Annotated in this window: 17 protein-coding genes; 8 read left to right on the top strand and 9 right to left on the bottom strand. The window is 62.2% G+C overall.

Annotation, left to right across the window (positions count from 1 at the left end; translation table 11 throughout):
• Positions 1-20 precede the first annotated feature (20 nt).
• The 4 genes from CIW50_RS26290 to CIW50_RS26275 all read left to right on the top strand — a co-directional run bounded on the left by CIW50_RS26290 (position 21) and on the right by CIW50_RS26275 (position 3,894).
• The gene (locus CIW50_RS26290) at positions 21-1,445 is read left to right on the top strand and encodes an amidase (protein WP_149534111.1); all 1,425 of its coding nucleotides are present in this window, start codon (positions 21-23) and stop codon (positions 1,443-1,445) included.
• A gap of 90 nt (positions 1,446-1,535) precedes the next feature.
• Complete coding sequence (locus CIW50_RS26285; RefSeq protein WP_149534110.1) at positions 1,536-2,021, top strand: hypothetical protein; 486 nt, start codon at positions 1,536-1,538, stop codon at positions 2,019-2,021.
• A 219-nt stretch (positions 2,022-2,240) separates the two neighbouring features.
• Positions 2,241-2,987, top strand: coding sequence for a DUF2147 domain-containing protein (locus tag CIW50_RS26280; RefSeq protein WP_149534109.1), 747 nt, complete (start codon positions 2,241-2,243; stop codon positions 2,985-2,987).
• A gap of 112 nt (positions 2,988-3,099) precedes the next feature.
• Positions 3,100-3,894: a transporter substrate-binding domain-containing protein gene (locus CIW50_RS26275; RefSeq protein ID WP_149534108.1), complete on the top strand. Its 795-nt coding sequence runs from the start codon at positions 3,100-3,102 to the stop codon at positions 3,892-3,894.
• Between the two features lie 54 nt (positions 3,895-3,948).
• On the opposite strand, the gene CIW50_RS26270 is transcribed toward CIW50_RS26275, so the two are convergent.
• On the bottom strand, positions 3,949-4,962 hold the full coding sequence (locus CIW50_RS26270; protein WP_149534107.1) for a 1-aminocyclopropane-1-carboxylate deaminase: 1,014 nt from the start codon (positions 4,960-4,962) through the stop codon (positions 3,949-3,951).
• Positions 4,963-5,118: 156 nt separating this feature from the next.
• On the opposite strand from CIW50_RS26270, the gene CIW50_RS26265 reads away from it, so the two are divergent.
• Entirely contained in the window at positions 5,119-5,583 is a 465-nt protein-coding gene (locus CIW50_RS26265; protein ID WP_149534106.1) for an Lrp/AsnC family transcriptional regulator, read from the top strand.
• A gap of 40 nt (positions 5,584-5,623) precedes the next feature.
• On the opposite strand, the gene CIW50_RS26260 is transcribed toward CIW50_RS26265, so the two are convergent.
• Together CIW50_RS26260 and CIW50_RS26255 are read right to left on the bottom strand one after the other, a co-directional pair.
• A complete protein-coding gene (locus tag CIW50_RS26260) occupies positions 5,624-6,028 on the bottom strand; it encodes a (R)-mandelonitrile lyase (protein WP_149534105.1) in 405 nt (134 codons plus the stop codon).
• A gap of 27 nt (positions 6,029-6,055) precedes the next feature.
• On the bottom strand, positions 6,056-6,754 hold the full coding sequence (locus CIW50_RS26255; RefSeq protein ID WP_089264363.1) for a ribonuclease activity regulator RraA: 699 nt from the start codon (positions 6,752-6,754) through the stop codon (positions 6,056-6,058).
• A gap of 252 nt (positions 6,755-7,006) precedes the next feature.
• Here CIW50_RS26255 and pxpB point away from each other — a divergent pair, with 252 nt between their 5' ends.
• Genes pxpB through CIW50_RS26240 form a run of 3 tightly spaced genes read left to right on the top strand, consistent with a single transcriptional unit; the run spans position 7,007 to position 9,583 of the window.
• Positions 7,007-7,738, top strand: coding sequence for a 5-oxoprolinase subunit PxpB (gene pxpB / locus CIW50_RS26250; protein ID WP_149534104.1), 732 nt, complete (start codon positions 7,007-7,009; stop codon positions 7,736-7,738).
• On the top strand, positions 7,735-8,781 hold the full coding sequence (locus CIW50_RS26245) for a 5-oxoprolinase subunit C family protein (protein WP_149534103.1): 1,047 nt from the start codon (positions 7,735-7,737) through the stop codon (positions 8,779-8,781). The genes pxpB and CIW50_RS26245 overlap by 4 nt, the downstream gene beginning before the upstream one ends.
• Positions 8,782-8,812: 31 nt before the next feature.
• Complete coding sequence (locus tag CIW50_RS26240) at positions 8,813-9,583, top strand: LamB/YcsF family protein (protein ID WP_149534102.1); 771 nt, start codon at positions 8,813-8,815, stop codon at positions 9,581-9,583.
• A gap of 160 nt (positions 9,584-9,743) precedes the next feature.
• Here the strand turns inward: CIW50_RS26240 and CIW50_RS26235 are convergent, their stop codons facing one another.
• From CIW50_RS26235 to CIW50_RS26210, 6 genes are all read right to left on the bottom strand, one after another.
• A complete protein-coding gene (locus CIW50_RS26235; RefSeq protein ID WP_149534101.1) occupies positions 9,744-10,784 on the bottom strand; it encodes an aliphatic amidase in 1,041 nt (346 codons plus the stop codon).
• A 226-nt stretch (positions 10,785-11,010) separates the two neighbouring features.
• The gene (locus tag CIW50_RS26230) at positions 11,011-11,955 is read right to left on the bottom strand and encodes an ABC transporter substrate-binding protein (protein ID WP_149534100.1); all 945 of its coding nucleotides are present in this window, start codon (positions 11,953-11,955) and stop codon (positions 11,011-11,013) included.
• Positions 11,952-13,046, bottom strand: coding sequence for an LLM class flavin-dependent oxidoreductase (locus CIW50_RS26225; RefSeq protein ID WP_149534099.1), 1,095 nt, complete (start codon positions 13,044-13,046; stop codon positions 11,952-11,954). The genes CIW50_RS26230 and CIW50_RS26225 overlap by 4 nt, the downstream gene beginning before the upstream one ends.
• A 25-nt stretch (positions 13,047-13,071) precedes the next feature.
• Positions 13,072-14,214 (bottom strand): acyl-CoA dehydrogenase family protein, encoded by a 1,143-nt coding sequence (locus tag CIW50_RS26220; protein WP_149534098.1) that lies wholly within the window; start codon positions 14,212-14,214, stop codon positions 13,072-13,074.
• Between the two features lie 168 nt (positions 14,215-14,382).
• Positions 14,383-15,189, bottom strand: a complete 807-nt coding sequence (locus CIW50_RS26215) for an ABC transporter ATP-binding protein (RefSeq protein ID WP_149534097.1) — start codon at positions 15,187-15,189, stop codon at positions 14,383-14,385.
• Positions 15,182-15,964 carry an ABC transporter permease gene (locus CIW50_RS26210; RefSeq protein ID WP_246664466.1) on the bottom strand — a complete coding sequence of 261 codons (783 nt, stop codon included), beginning with the start codon at positions 15,962-15,964 and terminating at the stop codon, positions 15,182-15,184. The genes CIW50_RS26215 and CIW50_RS26210 overlap by 8 nt, the downstream gene beginning before the upstream one ends.
• Between the last annotated feature and the right edge of the window lie 8 nt (positions 15,965-15,972).

Here is a 15,972-nt window from a genome sequence, read left to right as displayed (position 1 = left end):
CCTCACCAGAGTACCCCGCGATGGCATTCAAAGAGTATGACGATCACGATGCGCTCGGCCTTGCCGGGCTGGTGCGCAGCAAACAGATCAGCCCGCGCGAATTGCTCGATGAGGCCGTGGCGCGCACCGAACGCGTCAATCCTCGGATCAACGCTGTCGTGGTGCGCCATGAGGACTATGCGCAGCGCCAAATCGACAAGGGGTTGCCTGACGGGCCCTTCACCGGCGTACCGTTCCTGCTGAAAGATCTCGAACTCCTCAACGGCACGCGCACGACTTTCGGGGCCAGTCTCTACAAGGACTTCGTCGCTGATCATACCGGCACCCTCACCCAACGTTTCCTCAATGCCGGCCTCACGATATTCGGGAAAAGCGCGAGCCCCGAATTCGGGCTGATGCCGACAACGGAATGCCGACTGCACGGACCGACGCGCAATCCCTGGAATCCCGATCATGCATCGGGCGGCTCATCCGGGGGCGCCGCTGCTGCCGTCGCCACACGCATCCTGCCTGTCGCCCATGCCAGCGACGGTGGCGGCTCGATCCGTATTCCTGCCTCGGCCTGCGGCGTGTTCGGCCTGAAGCCGACCCGCGCGCGCAATCCGACGGGTCCTGACAAGGCCGAAGGCTGGGCCGGCTTCTCCTGTGGCCACGTCGTGAGCATCAGCGTGCGCGACAGCGCCGCAATGCTCGATGCTGTTCACGGGCCGGAACTGACGAGCCCCTATATGGCGCCGGCGCCGGAACGTCCCTTCCGCGAAGAAGTCAGCCGCGATCCCGGCAGACTACGTATCTTCTTCACCGACAAGTCGCCCTATGGCGATGCGATCGATCCCGAAGTTGCCGCCGCCGTCCGCGATGTCGCCCGGCTACTCGAAGCAGAGGGTCATCATGTCGAAGAACGCGCGCCGGTTTTGCCGCTGGATCCTGCGCAAGTGATTGCGGCGATCGTGTCGGCCAATACGGCGGCGACCGTCCAGTTTGCTGAGAAGAAGTTCGGCCGCCCGATGACCTCGGACGATTTCGAGAAACTCACACTCGGCAGCGCGCACAATGCCCGCAAGGCAAGCGCAGTCGACTACGTGACAGCACTGCAGAACGCATTCCAGATCTCCCGCAGCGTCACCGAATTCTTTACCGGCTGCGACATCTTCCTGTCGCCGACGCTCTGCACGCCGCCGGTCAGGATCGGCGAGATCGATACGATGTCGGACGACCTCGGCCATGTGGCGCCTTTGCTGCGCCGCTACATGCCAGGCACCAGCATCGCCAACATGACCGGCCAGCCCTCCATGTCGGTACCCCTGGCCTGGAGCAGCAAAGGTCTGCCGATCGGTATGATGTTCACGGCGCATTTCGGCGACGAGGCCATGCTGTTCCGTCTGGCCGGGCAACTCGAGCAGATCCGGCCCTGGAAAGACAGGCGCCCGCCGATCTCTGCCTAAAAACAGCCACAGCGATTACCAAAATGAAACCACAGCCGATTACATATCGGCCTATGTGGACGTTGCGTAATTGCGGGGAGGCGCATTTTGATGACCCAGAACGATCCGACCGATCACGCCCTCGCGGCCATTGCGAGCATTCTCGACCGCAAGGAAGCGGAATCGCAAGTGGCCGAACACGGCGACGCCGAGCCCGCTTCGATCACCGTCGTCACTGAAACCGTAGTCACCGAGACTGTGTCTGTCATGGTCGCCGCCGAGCCCGAAGCGCCGCTCGTCGAGCACGAGTCGCCCTCTACGGTTCCAGAGGCCCTCGAGGTCGATGGCTACTCCCGTCTCGGTCCGGGTCCGCTGGATGCCATCCGCTTTCGCTGGACCGCACGCCGCGACGACGACGGTCAGTATTTCGTCGATGAAACCATCGGCAGTTCGCGGCCGATTTCGTCAGGCCCGATGCCGCGTGACGAAATCATCGATTTCATCGATGGGCGCGAGCGCGCCGCCCGCGATCGTTTCGAGACGCTGAAGAGCCAGATGACCGTGGGCAGCAGCGCCTCGCGTTACAGCGATTACTAACGAAAGTCAGGCTTCAAGACGCCGCCGCCGTCCAGCGGCGGTGTTTGGACCTGTCGGGCTGCCTGAAACGGCACATATCCGGCGCATGATTGAACCACTTCTTCAGTCGGCGCCACACACCAGAGCAATTGCAATTCCCCCAGAGTGACGCGGACCACGGTGTTCGGGCGCATCCGCGGCTCGGTTCAGGGTCAGGATTTCAACCGCTTTGGAGGACACATGAAGCCGCTCTTCGCCCTCGCCGCCATTCTGCTGGCCAGCACCGCCGCTCAGGCTGGCGACAGCTACTCGTTCGACATCAGTGGCCGCACCATTACCATCGAAGCGCCAAGCGACTGCAATTCGACGGACTGCATCTCGGTGTCCATTCCCGGCGTCTACGAATATGGCACCAAGCGCAGCAAGCGCGAGCGTGACCGCGAGACGCGCGAGCAGGCCCCCAACACTCCGCGATCCGAACAGACGGCCAAGCCTGTGGAGACGCAGAAGCCCGTTGTCGCCCCAAAGGAGGCGGCAGCTCCGGCGACACCTGTCACGCCATCCGTCGCGGTTGCCCCGGCTCCCGCGCTTGCCGAGACATCTGTGCCCTCTACGGTCATCGCCAACGCACCGCCCACCGATCCAGTCAACAAGCAGGATGCGCCCGTACCGATTGCGCCTGCCGCCGCGGCAACGCCGCTCGGCATCTGGATGACCGAGAAGAAGGAAGGCAAGGTTCGCATCGAACAGTGCGGCGCCAATCTGTGCGGCTATTCAATGAATGCCAAGACCGACGCCAACGGGGAGAAGGTGCTGATCAACATGAAGCCCGGCAACAACAAATGGGCGGGAAAGATCTTCGATCCGAACAGCGGCAGCACCTATGATTCGACTATCGCGCTCAAAGGGAGTGACACGCTGCGCGTCCAGGGCTGTGCCTTCGGCGGCATGTTCTGCGGCGGCCAGACCTGGACGCGGGTGAACTGATCCCGGCAGACGCGCTCGTCGATTGAAAGGTCCAACATCCTCTGTAAGCTGATCGTAACGCGGCGCCCCCCCCCTGAACGGTGGGCTCCGCGATACAAACGGGGGAGGCGTCATGATCCGGATCACCGCCGCCTGGCTGGCAGCCTGCCTGCTGTTTGCGGCACCCGTGCAGGCACAGACGCCGGCCCCTGCGCCCTCACCGTCCCGCCTCGACGATATCATTGCCCGGGGGACGCTGCGCGTTGGATTGACCGGCGACTACATGCCGTTCAGCGCATTCGATCCTGTCACGACATCGTTCAAGGGCTTCGACGTCGAGATGGCGGAAGCGCTCGGAAAGGCACTCGGCGTCAAGGTCGACTATGTGAAAACCAGCTGGCCCAAACTGTCAGCTGACTTTGCGGCAGACCAGTTCGATATGGTGATGGGCGGCGTGTCGATCACCCTCGACCGGCAGAAGAAGGGCGTGTTCTCGATACCCATCATGCGCGAGGGCAAGACGCCGATCGCGCGCTGCACCGATGCAGGGAAATTCGGGACGCTCGCGGAGATCGATCGGCCCGGCGTCAAAGTGATCGTGAATCCCGGCGGCACCAACGAGCGCTTTGCGCGAGCGCATATCAAGTCGGCCGAGATCACCGTCTTCAACGACAATACCCGCATCTTCGACGAGATCGCACAGGGCCGTGCCGACCTGATGATGACCGATGCGTCAGAGACCCGCTATCAGCAGAAGCTGCATCACGATGTGCTCTGCGCCGTGCATCCCGATACGCCGTTCGACTTCGCCGAGAAGGCCTATTGGCTCCAGCGCGATGTGGCGCTGAAGGCCTTCGTCGATCAGTGGCTGCACATCATGCAGGAAGACGGCAGTTTCCGTGCAACCGTCAACCGCTGGTTCGAGTGACCGAAGGCAATCGGCGCGCCGGACGCAAAGCCGGCGCACGCGATGTGACGGCATCTATCCATTGCGGAACGCGTAGCCATATCCATTCAGCGCCGGCGCGCCGCCGAGATGTGCATAGAGCACCTTGGATCCTTCAGGGAAGTAACCCTTCTGCACGAGGTCGATCATCCCCTGCATCGATTTCCCTTCATAGACGGGGTCGGTGATCATGCCCTCCAGACGCGCGCAAAGGCGGATGGCGTCCTTGGTCTCTTCCGACGGCACGCCGTAAGCCGGATAGGCGTAATCCTCGATCAGTACCACGTCGTCCGCGACAATGTCCTTGCCGAGCTTGACGAGCCTGGCCGTGTCCTGCGCGATCTGCAGCACCTGCGCCTTGGTCTGGGCCAACGTGAAAGAAGCGTCGATGCCGATCACCCTGCGCTGGCGGTCGTCCTTGGCGAAGCCTACCAGCATGCCCGCATGAGTCGAACCCGTAACCGTGCAAACGACGATGTAGTCGAACGCGAAACCGAGTTCCTTCTCCTGCGCGCGGACTTCCTCGGCGAAGCCGACATAGCCGAGACCGCCGAATTTGTGCACGGAGGCACCGGCCGGAATGGCGTAGGGTTTGCCGCCCTTTGCCTTCACATCCTCGATCGCCTCTTCCCAGCTATGGCGGATGCCGATGTCAAAGCCTTCGTCGACGAGCTGCACATCCGCGCCCATGATCCGGCTGAGCATGATATTGCCGACACGGTCATAGACGGCATCCTCATGCGGCACCCAGCTCTCCTGCACCAGCCTGCACTTCATGCCGATCTTGGCCGCAACGGCCGCGACCATGCGTGTATGATTGGACTGTACGCCGCCGATCGATACCAGCGTATCGGCGTTCGACGCGATGGCATCGGGGATGATGTATTCGAGCTTCCGCAGCTTGTTGCCGCCATAGGCCAGCCCGGAATTGCAGTCCTCGCGCTTGGCGTAGAGTTCGACCTTACCGCCGAGATGGGCCGAGAGCTTCTCCAGCTTCTCGATATAGGTGGGTCCAAAGGTGAGCGGATAGCGTTCGAAGCCTTCGAGCATGTGACACCTGTTGTCGTGAAAACTGGCGGTACAGCTAGCATTCTCAGTGCGAAAGGTGCTTTCAAAGATATGGCTGAGATCTGCTATATATCGTACCATACCCATCTAAACTGGAAGTAAGATGCATTAAACTCCAAAAATTCGGAAGATTCTTTCATGTCGGAAAATCTGGATAAAATCGGACTTCGCATGCTCCATTTGCTGCAGAAAGACGGGCGTCTGAGCAATGCTGATCTGGCGGCCAAGGTGAATGTCAGTCCCGCCACCTGTCATCGCCGCACGCGGCAGCTGTTTGACGAAGGCTATATCAGGAATACACGCGCCATCATTGCGCCCGAGAAGGTCAACCGCGGCGCGCTGGTCATGGTTGGTGTCGTGCTCGATCGCTCGACGCCGGAAAGCTTTGCAGTGTTTGAAAAGGCGGTGGCCAAACTGAAATTTGTTCTCGATTGCCACCTGGTCGCCGGCGACTTCGACTATTTCCTAAAAATCCGCGTCGGCGACATGGCCGATTTCAATCGCATCCACGGCACGCAGCTCATCGCGCTGCCCGGCGTCCGTCAGACCCGAACCTTTTTCGTGATGAAAGAGGTGGTGGACAATGCGCCGCTAGACTTTTGAACCCAGCGTTCGTCCTCGTACCCGGCAATGCCTGGCCGTCCTAGCCGACCGGCTTCGCATATTGTTCGTCGCTGACCTTTTCCATCCAGTCCGCAGTCTTGCCGTCGAGCGCTTCCTGCATGGCGATATGGATCATGCCGGTGGTCGGCGCCGCGCCGTGCCAGTGCTTCTCGCCCGGCGGAATCCAGACGGTGTCGCCCGGCTTGATCTCGACGACTGGCTCGCCCTCGGTCTGGAAGCGCCCGACGCCTGCGATGACATAGAGCGTCTGCCCGAACGGATGGGTGTGCCAGGCAGTGCGTGCGCCGGGCTCGAAGCTGACGCGGAAGGTAACCAGCCTCGCTGGCGCTTCGGCGACAATCACCGGGTCCTGCCAGACCGTGCCCGTGAAGTATTCCTCTGGCGCCCTGTTGGTCGGGCGCGAACCTGCGGGGAAAAGCTTCATGGCACGGTCTCGCTGTTGTTATGTACGTTACTTCTTCGACGCGGCGTAGCGCGCCTTGGTCTCGGCATTCATCGGATACAGGCCGGGTAGCGTGGCGCCGTTATTCACCTCGTTGACGATCCACGCTTCCATGCGCTCCTGTTCGGCGCCTTCGGCGAGGATGAGATCGAGGAAGGCCTTCGGGATCACGACAGCGCCGTCCTGGTCGGCAACGATGACATCGTCCGGGAAGATGGCAACGCCGCCGCAGCCGATCGGTTCACCCCAGCCGACAAAGGTCAGGCCAGCGACCGACGGCGGAGCGGCATAGCCGTCGCACCAGACTGGCAGATTGGTGCCGAGCACGCCCTCAATGTCGCGCACCACGCCATCGGTGATCAGCGCAGCGACGCCGCGCTTTTGCATGCGGGCGCAGAGGATGTCACCGAAGATACCGGCGTCGGTGATGCCCATGGCGTCGACCACGGCGATGCAGCCTTCCGGCATGGCTTCGATGGCGGTGCGGGTCGAGATCGGCGACGACCACGATTCCGGGGTGGCGAGATCCTCGCGCGCCGGCACAAAACGGAGCGTGAAGGCCGGACCGACGAGACGGGGCTGACCAGGACGCAGCGGCTTGGCGCCGCGCAGCCAGACATTGCGCAGGCCCTTCTTCAGGAGAACGGTAGTGATGGTCGCGGTGGTGACCTTCGACAGGGTGGCAATGGCTTCGGGTGTCAGGGACATACGCTGGGCTCTTCAGGTCAGAGGATGCAGGACGTTGGACTTACGGCGGCGCATCTTGCGGTGGAATGCCAGCGCGTCAAGGGCTGCTGTTTCAAAGCGCCATACAATGTGGTGAAACCTCTGCGATCAATACGGCTTATCGCCAACATGCGTATTAATTTATTGAAGATGCACGGCTATTTTCAGATTGCGAATTCCACTCGCTGGTAAAACGCGCTATGCATGATCGTCCAATACTGACGTTGTGAGGCCATGGTCGCAGCTCTCTCCCCGCCCCGCATCCTCCCCAGTGGCGATGCTGCCATCACCGTCGAATTCAGCCGCACCATCGACGAGGAAGCCAACCGTCGGGTGCTGGCGCTCGACAAACTCGTCGCGTCGGCCGGCCTTGCTGCCGTCACCGAAACCGTGCCGACCTATCGCTCCTTGCTGGTGCATTACGATCCCTTACAGCTTGGCTTCGATGCGCTAGGCGAGAAACTGACCGAACTGGCGCTGCAGCCGCTACCCGAGGCCAAGGCAGCACGACGCTGGCGCATCCCCGTCGCCTATGGCGGCGAGAATGGCATCGATCTCGAAGACGTCGCCAAGGCGCTCAACATCACGCCGGACGAAGTGGTCGCGCGCCATGTGGGCGGCGACTACAAGGTGGCGATGATCGGCTTCACGCCGGGCTGGTCCTATCTCAGCGGGCTGCCGGGTTCGATGCAGATGTCACGCCGGCAGAATCCCCGGTTGCTGACACCGCCCGGCACGATCTCCATCGGCGGCATCCAGACCGGCGTGCAATGCCTCGCAGGCCCGAGCGGATGGCATCTGCTCGGGCGGACCGCCGTGCGCACCTATCAGCTCGGCCGCGATCCCATCTTCCTGCTTGAACCCGGCGACGCCATCACCTTCGCGGCTGTCGATGAGAAGACCTTTGCCGAACAGGATCGCGCTGCCGAGGCCGGTGCATTCGTTGCGGAGCTGATCGCATCATGAGCAAGCTCATCGTCACTTCTGTGAGCCCCGGCACGTCAGTGCAGGATGTCGGCCGGTTCGGCGCACAGCGCTATGGCCTGGTACCATCGGGCGCCGTCGATCGACTGGCGATGGCCGCCGCCAATGCCCTGCTCGGCAACACGCTGTTTGCCGCGACCATTGAGCTCGGCCCGCTTAACTCGGTCTTCACCGCCAAAGGCGGCGCCGTTCGGATCTCGCTCACTGGCGCGACACGGCCGGCCGATATCGCGGGCACCCCCTTCAACGTCAATACATCCGTCACGCTGGCCGACGGCGAGAGCCTCAATCTCGGCGTCGCCCGCGCCGGCACCTTCGGCTATCTCGCCATCGAGGGCGGGATCCGCGGCGAGCCAATGTTCGGCAGCCTGGCCGTGAACGCCCGCGCCGGTCTCGGCAGTCCCTATCCGCGTCCGTTGCAAGTCGGCGACGAATTGCCGGTGGCGACGGCCAGCAGCGCCAACGAGAAGCGCATCGACCTGCCCGCGCCGGTCGAAGGTCCGATCCGCGTGGTACTTGGGCCGCAGGACGACGAATTCGGCGACGCCAAGGATCTGTTCCTCAGCAGCGACTGGAAGATTTCGGCGACCAGCGACCGCATGGGCTATCGCCTCGAAGGTCCCGTGATCAAACATCTGCACGGGCATAACATCGTTTCCGATGGCACCGTGAACGGCTCGATCCAGGTACCCGGCAACGGCCAGCCCATCGTGCTGATGCCCGACCGTGGTACGTCCGGCGGCTATCCAAAGATCGCGACCGTGATCTCGACAGATCTCGGCCGGTTCGGCCAGACCCAGCCGGGCCGCGCTTTCCGCTTCAAGGCGATCTCCATGGCCGAGGCGCAGGCCGAATATCGCGCCTTCGCCGAGCTGCTGCAGAGCCTGCCCGGCCGTGTCCATGATTCCAACATCCTGATGCTGGACATCAAGGCGCTGCTTTCGGCCAATGTCGCTGGTGTCGCCGTCAGTGCAACCGATGACAATACGTGGCAGGCGCCGCAGCCGGCAGACGCGCAAGACTGATTTCGAACCCTACTTACGAAAGAGCACGACCATGGCGACCATCGATCTGAACTGCGACCTCGGCGAAAGCTTCGGCATGTGGGAGATGGGCAACGACGCCGCGATGATCGAACTCGCAAGTTCGGTGAACATCGCCTGCGGCTATCACGCCGGCGACGCCGACGTGATGCGCAAGACCGTACAGCTCGCCAAGGCGCGCAACGTCAAGATCGGCGCGCATCCCGGCTATCGCGACCTGCACGGTTTCGGCCGCCGCCCCATCGTCGGCCTCACCGCGCTGGAGATCGAGAACCTGATCGCCTACCAGATCGGCGCCTTGCAGGCGATCGCCGCCATGGAAGGCTACAAGGTCACCCATGTGAAGGCGCACGGCGCGATCTCCAATGTGGCCTGCGAGGATGACATGACCGCCCGCGCCATCGCCGCCGGGATCAAGGCAGTGGACCGTAACCTGACCTTCGTGGTGCTGGCGAATTCCAAGCTCGTGACCGCAGGCGAAGCCGCCGGACTCCCGTTGGCACATGAAGTGTTCGCCGATCGCGCCTATGAGGACAACGGCAATCTCGTCTCGCGCAAGAAGCCCGGCGCGGTGCTGCATGATCCGGTGATGGTTGCTGATCGTGTGGTGAAGATGGCACAAACCGGCGAAGTCATCTCGATCACCGGCAAGGTGATCAAGATGAAGATGGACACGGTCTGCATCCACGGCGATACGCCGGGAGCCGTGGAGCTCGGCCGCCATGTGCGCGATGGATTGAAAGAGGCGGGCATCGACGTGGCGCCGTTCAAGACGGTGCTTTAACCCCTTGTCATTCTGGGGCGCGTGCATCTTCGCACGCGAACCCGGAATCCCGATGTGTTCATCACTTCGCAATTCCGGGCGGCGAACAGGCGGACTCATCGGGAGATTCCGGGTTCGCCCGCGCAAGATGTGCGGCCGCCCCGGAATGACGAGGCTGAGGCTACCTGTCGTTCAACATCCCTTCATGCGGTAATCCCTCAATCGGGCACTCCTCGACGCCCACAGTCGTGCGCGTGAAGGCCTCGACATTCTCGCGCGCCTTGTCGGGATTGTTGACCCAGTTCGCATAGAAATCGAACGGACAGGCTGCGACGCCCTTGTTGCTTTCACCAGAATTGATCGTGCCGGTATAGCCGCGATGCAGCAGTTTGAAGAGATGGTTCTCCGACTGCCCGGTACGCCGCGCGTCGCGGATCAATGATTTCGACAGTGCCGCATATTGAATGCCGTAATCTTCCTCGCCGCATTCGCCGAGTGTGCGGCCATCGAAGCCGATAATCGCCGAATGGCCGAAATACGAATAGACGCCGTCGAAGCCTGACGCGTTGGCGACGGCGACATAGGTGTTGTTGGCCCAGGCCATCGCCTTGGCCATCAGCACCTGCTGATCCTTGGCGGGATACATGTAACCCTGACAGCGCACGATCAGTTCGGCGCCCTTCATGGCGCAGTCGCGCCAGATTTCGGGATAGTTGCCGTCGTCACAGATGATCAGCGAAATTTTCAGGCCCTTTGGCCCCTCGGAAACATAAGTGCAATTGCCGGGGTACCAGCCTTCGATGGGCACCCACGGCATGATCTTGCGATATTTCTGAACGATCTCGCCCTTGTCGTTCATCAGGATCAACGTGTTGTATGGCGCCTTGTGCGGATGCTGCTCGTGCCGCTCGCCGGTCAATGAGAACACACCCCAGACCTTGGCCTTGCGGCAGGCCTCCGCGAAAATCTCGGTTTCCTCGCCGGGTACGATCGAGGCGGTTTCGTACATTTCCTTGGAGTCGTACATGATGCCCTGGGTCGAATATTCCGGGAACACCACCAGATCCATGCCGGGCAGACCGATCTTCATGCCGACGATCATGTCGGCGATCTTCTGCGCATTGGCCAGCACCTCGGCCTTCGTGTGAAGCCGCGGCATCTTGTAATTCACGACGGCGACGCCGACCGCGTCCTTGCTGGATGAAATATCGCCGTGATGCATCGCGCTGGTCTCCGTTGCCGGGCGATGGTGGGCCGACGGAGGGAGAGCGGGAATACGTGGATTTACGGATGTGTATTTCGCCGTCATTCCGGGGCGGAACCGGTGCCGGAGGCAACGGGGCCGAACCCCGAATCTCTACATTGGGTTCCGTGACAGCGCCGAACACTCCGGGATTCCGGGTTCGCATCCGGCTAGCGCCGGCTGCGCCCCGGAATGACCGGCCTGCCTACAGCCCCGCCGCCTTCCCGATCGCATCATTGAACGACCGATCCATGATCGCGTTGGCGTCGAGCTTTTGCTTGATCAACCCGTTGCGCTCATAGAGATCGATGGTCTTCTGCTCGTCGGCGACGACGCTGTCATCAATCGGTGCGATCTTGATCTTGGCGCGCTGCAGCCAGTGCAGCGGCACTTCGGTCGGGATCCGCATCAGCTTGCCCCAGGTGTCGGCATAACTCTGCTGATTGCTCAAGGCCCAGATGCGCGCTGCCGTGAGACGCTTCAGATAATCTTCGAGTTCAGGCCGCTTGGTGTTGATCGCGTCCGGCGTTGCCACCTGCAGGCTGAGGCCCGCGGACAGGCCTTCCGCTGTCAGGATGCGCGTCGAGCCGAACAGCACTTCCTCCTGGCTCACATATGGCTCCCAGGTCGACCATGCGTCCACAGAGCCGCGGGTATAGGCGACCTTGGCGTCCGATGGTGCGAGGAACACGATCTGCACGTCATTCGCCGTCCAGCCATTCTTTTCGAGCGCAGCGAGAATGAGCTGATGGCCGATCGAACCGCGGCCGGTGGCGATCTTCTTGCCTTTCAAATCAGCGAAGCTCTTGAGAGCGGAATCCTTGGGAACGAGGATCGCGAGACCTTCCTGCGTCTGCCGGATCGCGCCGATCGCTTTCACCGGCACGTTGGCGGCGGCGGCAAACGTAAACGGCGCGTCGCCGACCAGACCCGTCTCGATCGCCCCGGCGCCGAGCGCTTCCAGCAGAGGCGCGGCCGCCGGAAATTCTTTCCACTCGATCTTATAGGGCACATCCTTGAGCACGCCGGATGCTTCCATCACGGCGCGCGAATTACCCTTCTGGTCGCCAACGATCAGCGTGGTCTCGGCATGCGCAGAGGTCGCGAAGGTCGCTAGGATCAAACTGGTAGCAAGTAAAATCCGTTTCATGCTGCGACAACTCCCTTGGCGGCGTCACGCGCCGCGATCAGTTCTCGGGTGCGTGGGATCAGTTCGCGGCCATAATCGATGGCGTCGATCAGGGGATCGAAGCCGCGGATCAGGAAGTGGCTGACGCCGAGATCGTAGTAGTCGGCGAACACCTCGGCGACCTGTTCGGGCGTTCCGACCAGCGCAGTGGTGTTGCTGTTCGCGCCGGTGAGCGCCGCCATTTCCGTCCACAGCCGCTTGTCGATGCGGGTACCCTGCTCGGCCAGCGCCAGCAGGCGCTTTGCGCCGGCAGTGGCATGGCCATCGGCCGGTTTGCGATAACCGGTCTTGTCCTGCAGCACGGTGGCACGGGCGAGAATGTCATCGGCCTTGGCCCAGGCTTTCTCCTCGGTGTCGGCGATGATCGGGCGCACCGACAGGCTGAAGCGCGGCGCCGGCCGACCGTATTTCGCGGCGGCAGCACGTACGCGGCCGGTGACGTCGCGCACCTGCGCATAGGATTCACCCCACAGTGCGAAGGTGTCAGCATGCTTGCCCGACACGTCGATGGCTGCGTCCGACGCGCCGCCGACGAACACGTGGATCGGCAGGGTCGGCTTCACCTGTGAAAAGCCGCCCTCGACCTGATAGTACTTGCCGGCATAGTCGAATGGCTTCTCGCTGGTCCATTCCTGCTTGATGATATCGAGCCATTCGCTGGTGCGGGCGTAACGCTCGTCCTTGTCGTCGAGTGTATTGCCGTCCTGCCGCAGCTCCTTGGCATTGCCGCCGGTGATGACATGCAGCGAGACGCGGCCGTTGTGGAAATTCTCGATGGTGGCGAGCTGGCGCGCCAGCACAGTCGGCGCGGTGAAACCTGGACGCTGCGCGATCATCACCTTCAGCTTCTCGGTCACGCCGAGCGCATGCTGGGCGACCTGCAGGCCGTCCGGCGAGGTCGAATGGAAGGCGAGCAGCGCGCGATCGAAGCCGGCAAGTTCATGCGCCTTCGCGACGGTCTCGATATAGGCGGGATCAAGGATCGGACCGGAGCGGACGCGGGTTTCAGATGCGTCGTTGTTGGTGATGAAGCCGATGAATTCGACGGACATGGTTCTCTCCACTTCCTGCTGTTGTTCAGATGCCGAGCGCGATGCGTCCGGCGGAAATCTTGGTGCTGTCGTCCTGCGGCGTGTGCACGCGGCCACACAGCACGTCGCGATAATGCCGCTCCAGCGGATTGGCGCGAGTCAGTCCGTGATTGCTGGTCAGCGACAGCGCGTCTTCGACGACAGCCACGGCATTATTGGTAACCGTCAGTTTGAGGATATTCGCCTCGACAGGTGTCAGCGCGACACCGTCGTCGATGTCTCGTGCGAATGTATCGAGCAGCCGTGCATTGACCGCGAGCTTGGCCTCGATGCCGCCCACGATTTCCTGCGTCCGCGGCAGCGTCGCCAGCGGGGCGCCGAGGCTCGACGGCGTGCGGGTCTTCAAGAAGTCGATCAGCCAGTCCCGCGCCGCCCGCGCAACGCCGTCATAGACGGCACCTACGAGCACCGCCTGGATGGTCGCCTGAGACAAATCCGGCGCGCCCCACTCGCTGGGACGGCGTAGATCCACCTCGTGGTCAAGCGGGATGAGCACGTCGTCGAACACGACATCTTGGCTGCCGCTGGCGCGCAGGCCGAGGTGATCCCAGGTCTCGATCATCTTCGTGCCCGGCAGACTCGCCGGTACCAGAAACACGCCGACCCGCACGTCGGGCTCGTCCGTCTTGGCCCATACAGTGTACCATTTGAGGATCGGCGCACCGGTCGAATAGATCTTGCGGCCGGTAATGCGCCAGCCTTCGGTCGTGCGCTTCGCGATGGTTTGAGGCAAACCGCCACGGGATGGCGATCCCTGATCGGGCTCGACGCGTAACGCGTTGATCAGTGCCGGACCATTCACGGCATCCCGCGACACGCGCTGCGCCAGATGCGCAGGCCAGTTGCCGCTCCGCGTGATGACCAGATGGTGGATGTAATGCATCGCCAATACGAGCGCGGTCGCGGCATCGGCCTTGCCGACCGCGTTCACAACGTGCGCAGCCTCGCGCACCCCGGCGCCCGCGCCGCCCAGGGCCTTTGGCACCGGCAGCGCCAGCAGTCCCGCTTCCGACAATTCTTGAAAATTCTCGAATGGAAAACTTGCCGCACGATCATGCGTTGGCGCACGTTCCGCAAAGCCCGGAACGAGCAAATTAACTCTGTCAATAATGCTGGGAACCGCGTCCATATCGTATTGCTTTCGGCTTCTCTGACCCTAGAGAATGCCGTTCGGCAGGCGTTACAAGCGGTACCGGGAAATAACGACAGCGGGACTGATGGGCCTTAGACCCACAGTTGAAAATTCTCCCCCGCGACCGCAGGCGAGAATTTTATTCGCGTGTTTTTGAAGCCCGATTCAGGAATCTGCCGCAATGGCGCGACTGCCTGCGATATGGCTCGTGAGCTTCTGCGTCACCTCACGCCGCAACGCGTTGAACTCCGGAGACGCCACATCGCGGGGGCGCGGCAGATCGACCTCGATCTCGCAATCGATCCGGCCCGGTCCGGCCGACATCACGATGACACGATCCGCCAGCATCACCGCTTCCTCGACCGAATGGGTCACGAAGATCACCGTGAGTCCCGTCGTACGCCAGATCTCGACGAGCTCCTCCTGCAACTTGCTGCGCGTCAGCGCATCGAGCGCACCGAATGGCTCGTCCATCAGCAGCACATCGGTGTCATTGCTCAGCACCCGCGCGATGGCGACGCGTTGCTTCATGCCGCCGGACAGCTGGTGCGGATAGCGATCGGCAAAGGCGGTCAATCCAACCATGGCCATGAACTTGTCGGTGAGTTCGCTCACGACCTTGCTCGCGACGCGGCGATGTTTCGGGCCAAAGCCGATATTGTCGCGCACGGTCAGCCACGGAAACAACGCGTAATCCTGAAACACCATGCCGCGATCCGGGCCCGGTCTATCGACCGGAAAGCCGTACATGGTCACGGACCCCTGCGTCGCCGTCTCGAAGCCGGCGACGATACGCAGCAATGTGGATTTGCCGCAGCCGGACGCGCCGAGCAGGCAAACGAATTCGCCCTTGCGGATGGTGAGATTGACGCCGCGCAATGCTTCGATGGGGCCATTGGAGGCGTGGTAAAACTTCTGCACGCCGCTAACTTCGAGAATCGGCGGCGCTACTTTGGTGGGCTGATCAAGCATGGTGCTGCGGGCTCCACCGAAGGAAGTAGTTGCTGAGCATCAGCAGGATGCGATCCGACACGAAGCCGGTGACGCCGATGATGATCATGCCGGTGATCACGAGATCGGTGCGCGACAGCGTGCGTCCATCCATGATCACGGCGCCGAGCCCTTCCGGCACGCCGGTCATCTCGCCTACCACGATGAGGATCCATGCGAATCCCGCGCCGAGACGAAGCCCGTTGAAGATGCTTGGCAACGCTGCCGGTAAGACGACCGAGCGAAATTGCTGCGCACCACTGCAACCGAGCATCTCTGCTGCCTCGAACAGCCTGATATCGACGGATCGCACCCCGAACACGGTGTTGAGCAGGATCGGAAAGAACGCGCCCAGAAACACCAGGAAGATTGCTGCGCGCGGGCCGAGACCGAAGAAGATCATCGACAGCGGCAGCCATGCCGTCACCGGAATGGGCCGCAAGAGCGACAGCGTTGGATCAAGCAATTTGCGCAGCAACGGCATGCGCCCGATCATCAGGCCGAGCGGAATGCCGATCGTCGCCGCACAGAGAAAGCCGCCATAGACACGCTGCACGCTCTTCCAGAAATGGATCGGCAGGCTTGCGCTGTAGGCGTCGTCATAGATTCCGCCGAAAGCGAAATCCCACATCATCACGGCGACGCCATAGGGCGACGGCACCAGTCGCGTGCCGGTCCAGCGCACCATGACGTCCCAAATCACCATCAGGCAGACCGGCACGATCAGCGCGAGCACGACCGCGCGCGCCCGCTGCATGCCCTGCC

Source organism: Tardiphaga sp. P9-11 (assembly GCF_008329525.1).
GTDB lineage: Bacteria > Pseudomonadota > Alphaproteobacteria > Rhizobiales > Xanthobacteraceae > Tardiphaga.
Note: the sequence above shows the minus strand (reverse complement) of the source record. Positions and strands in the feature narration are given on the sequence as shown.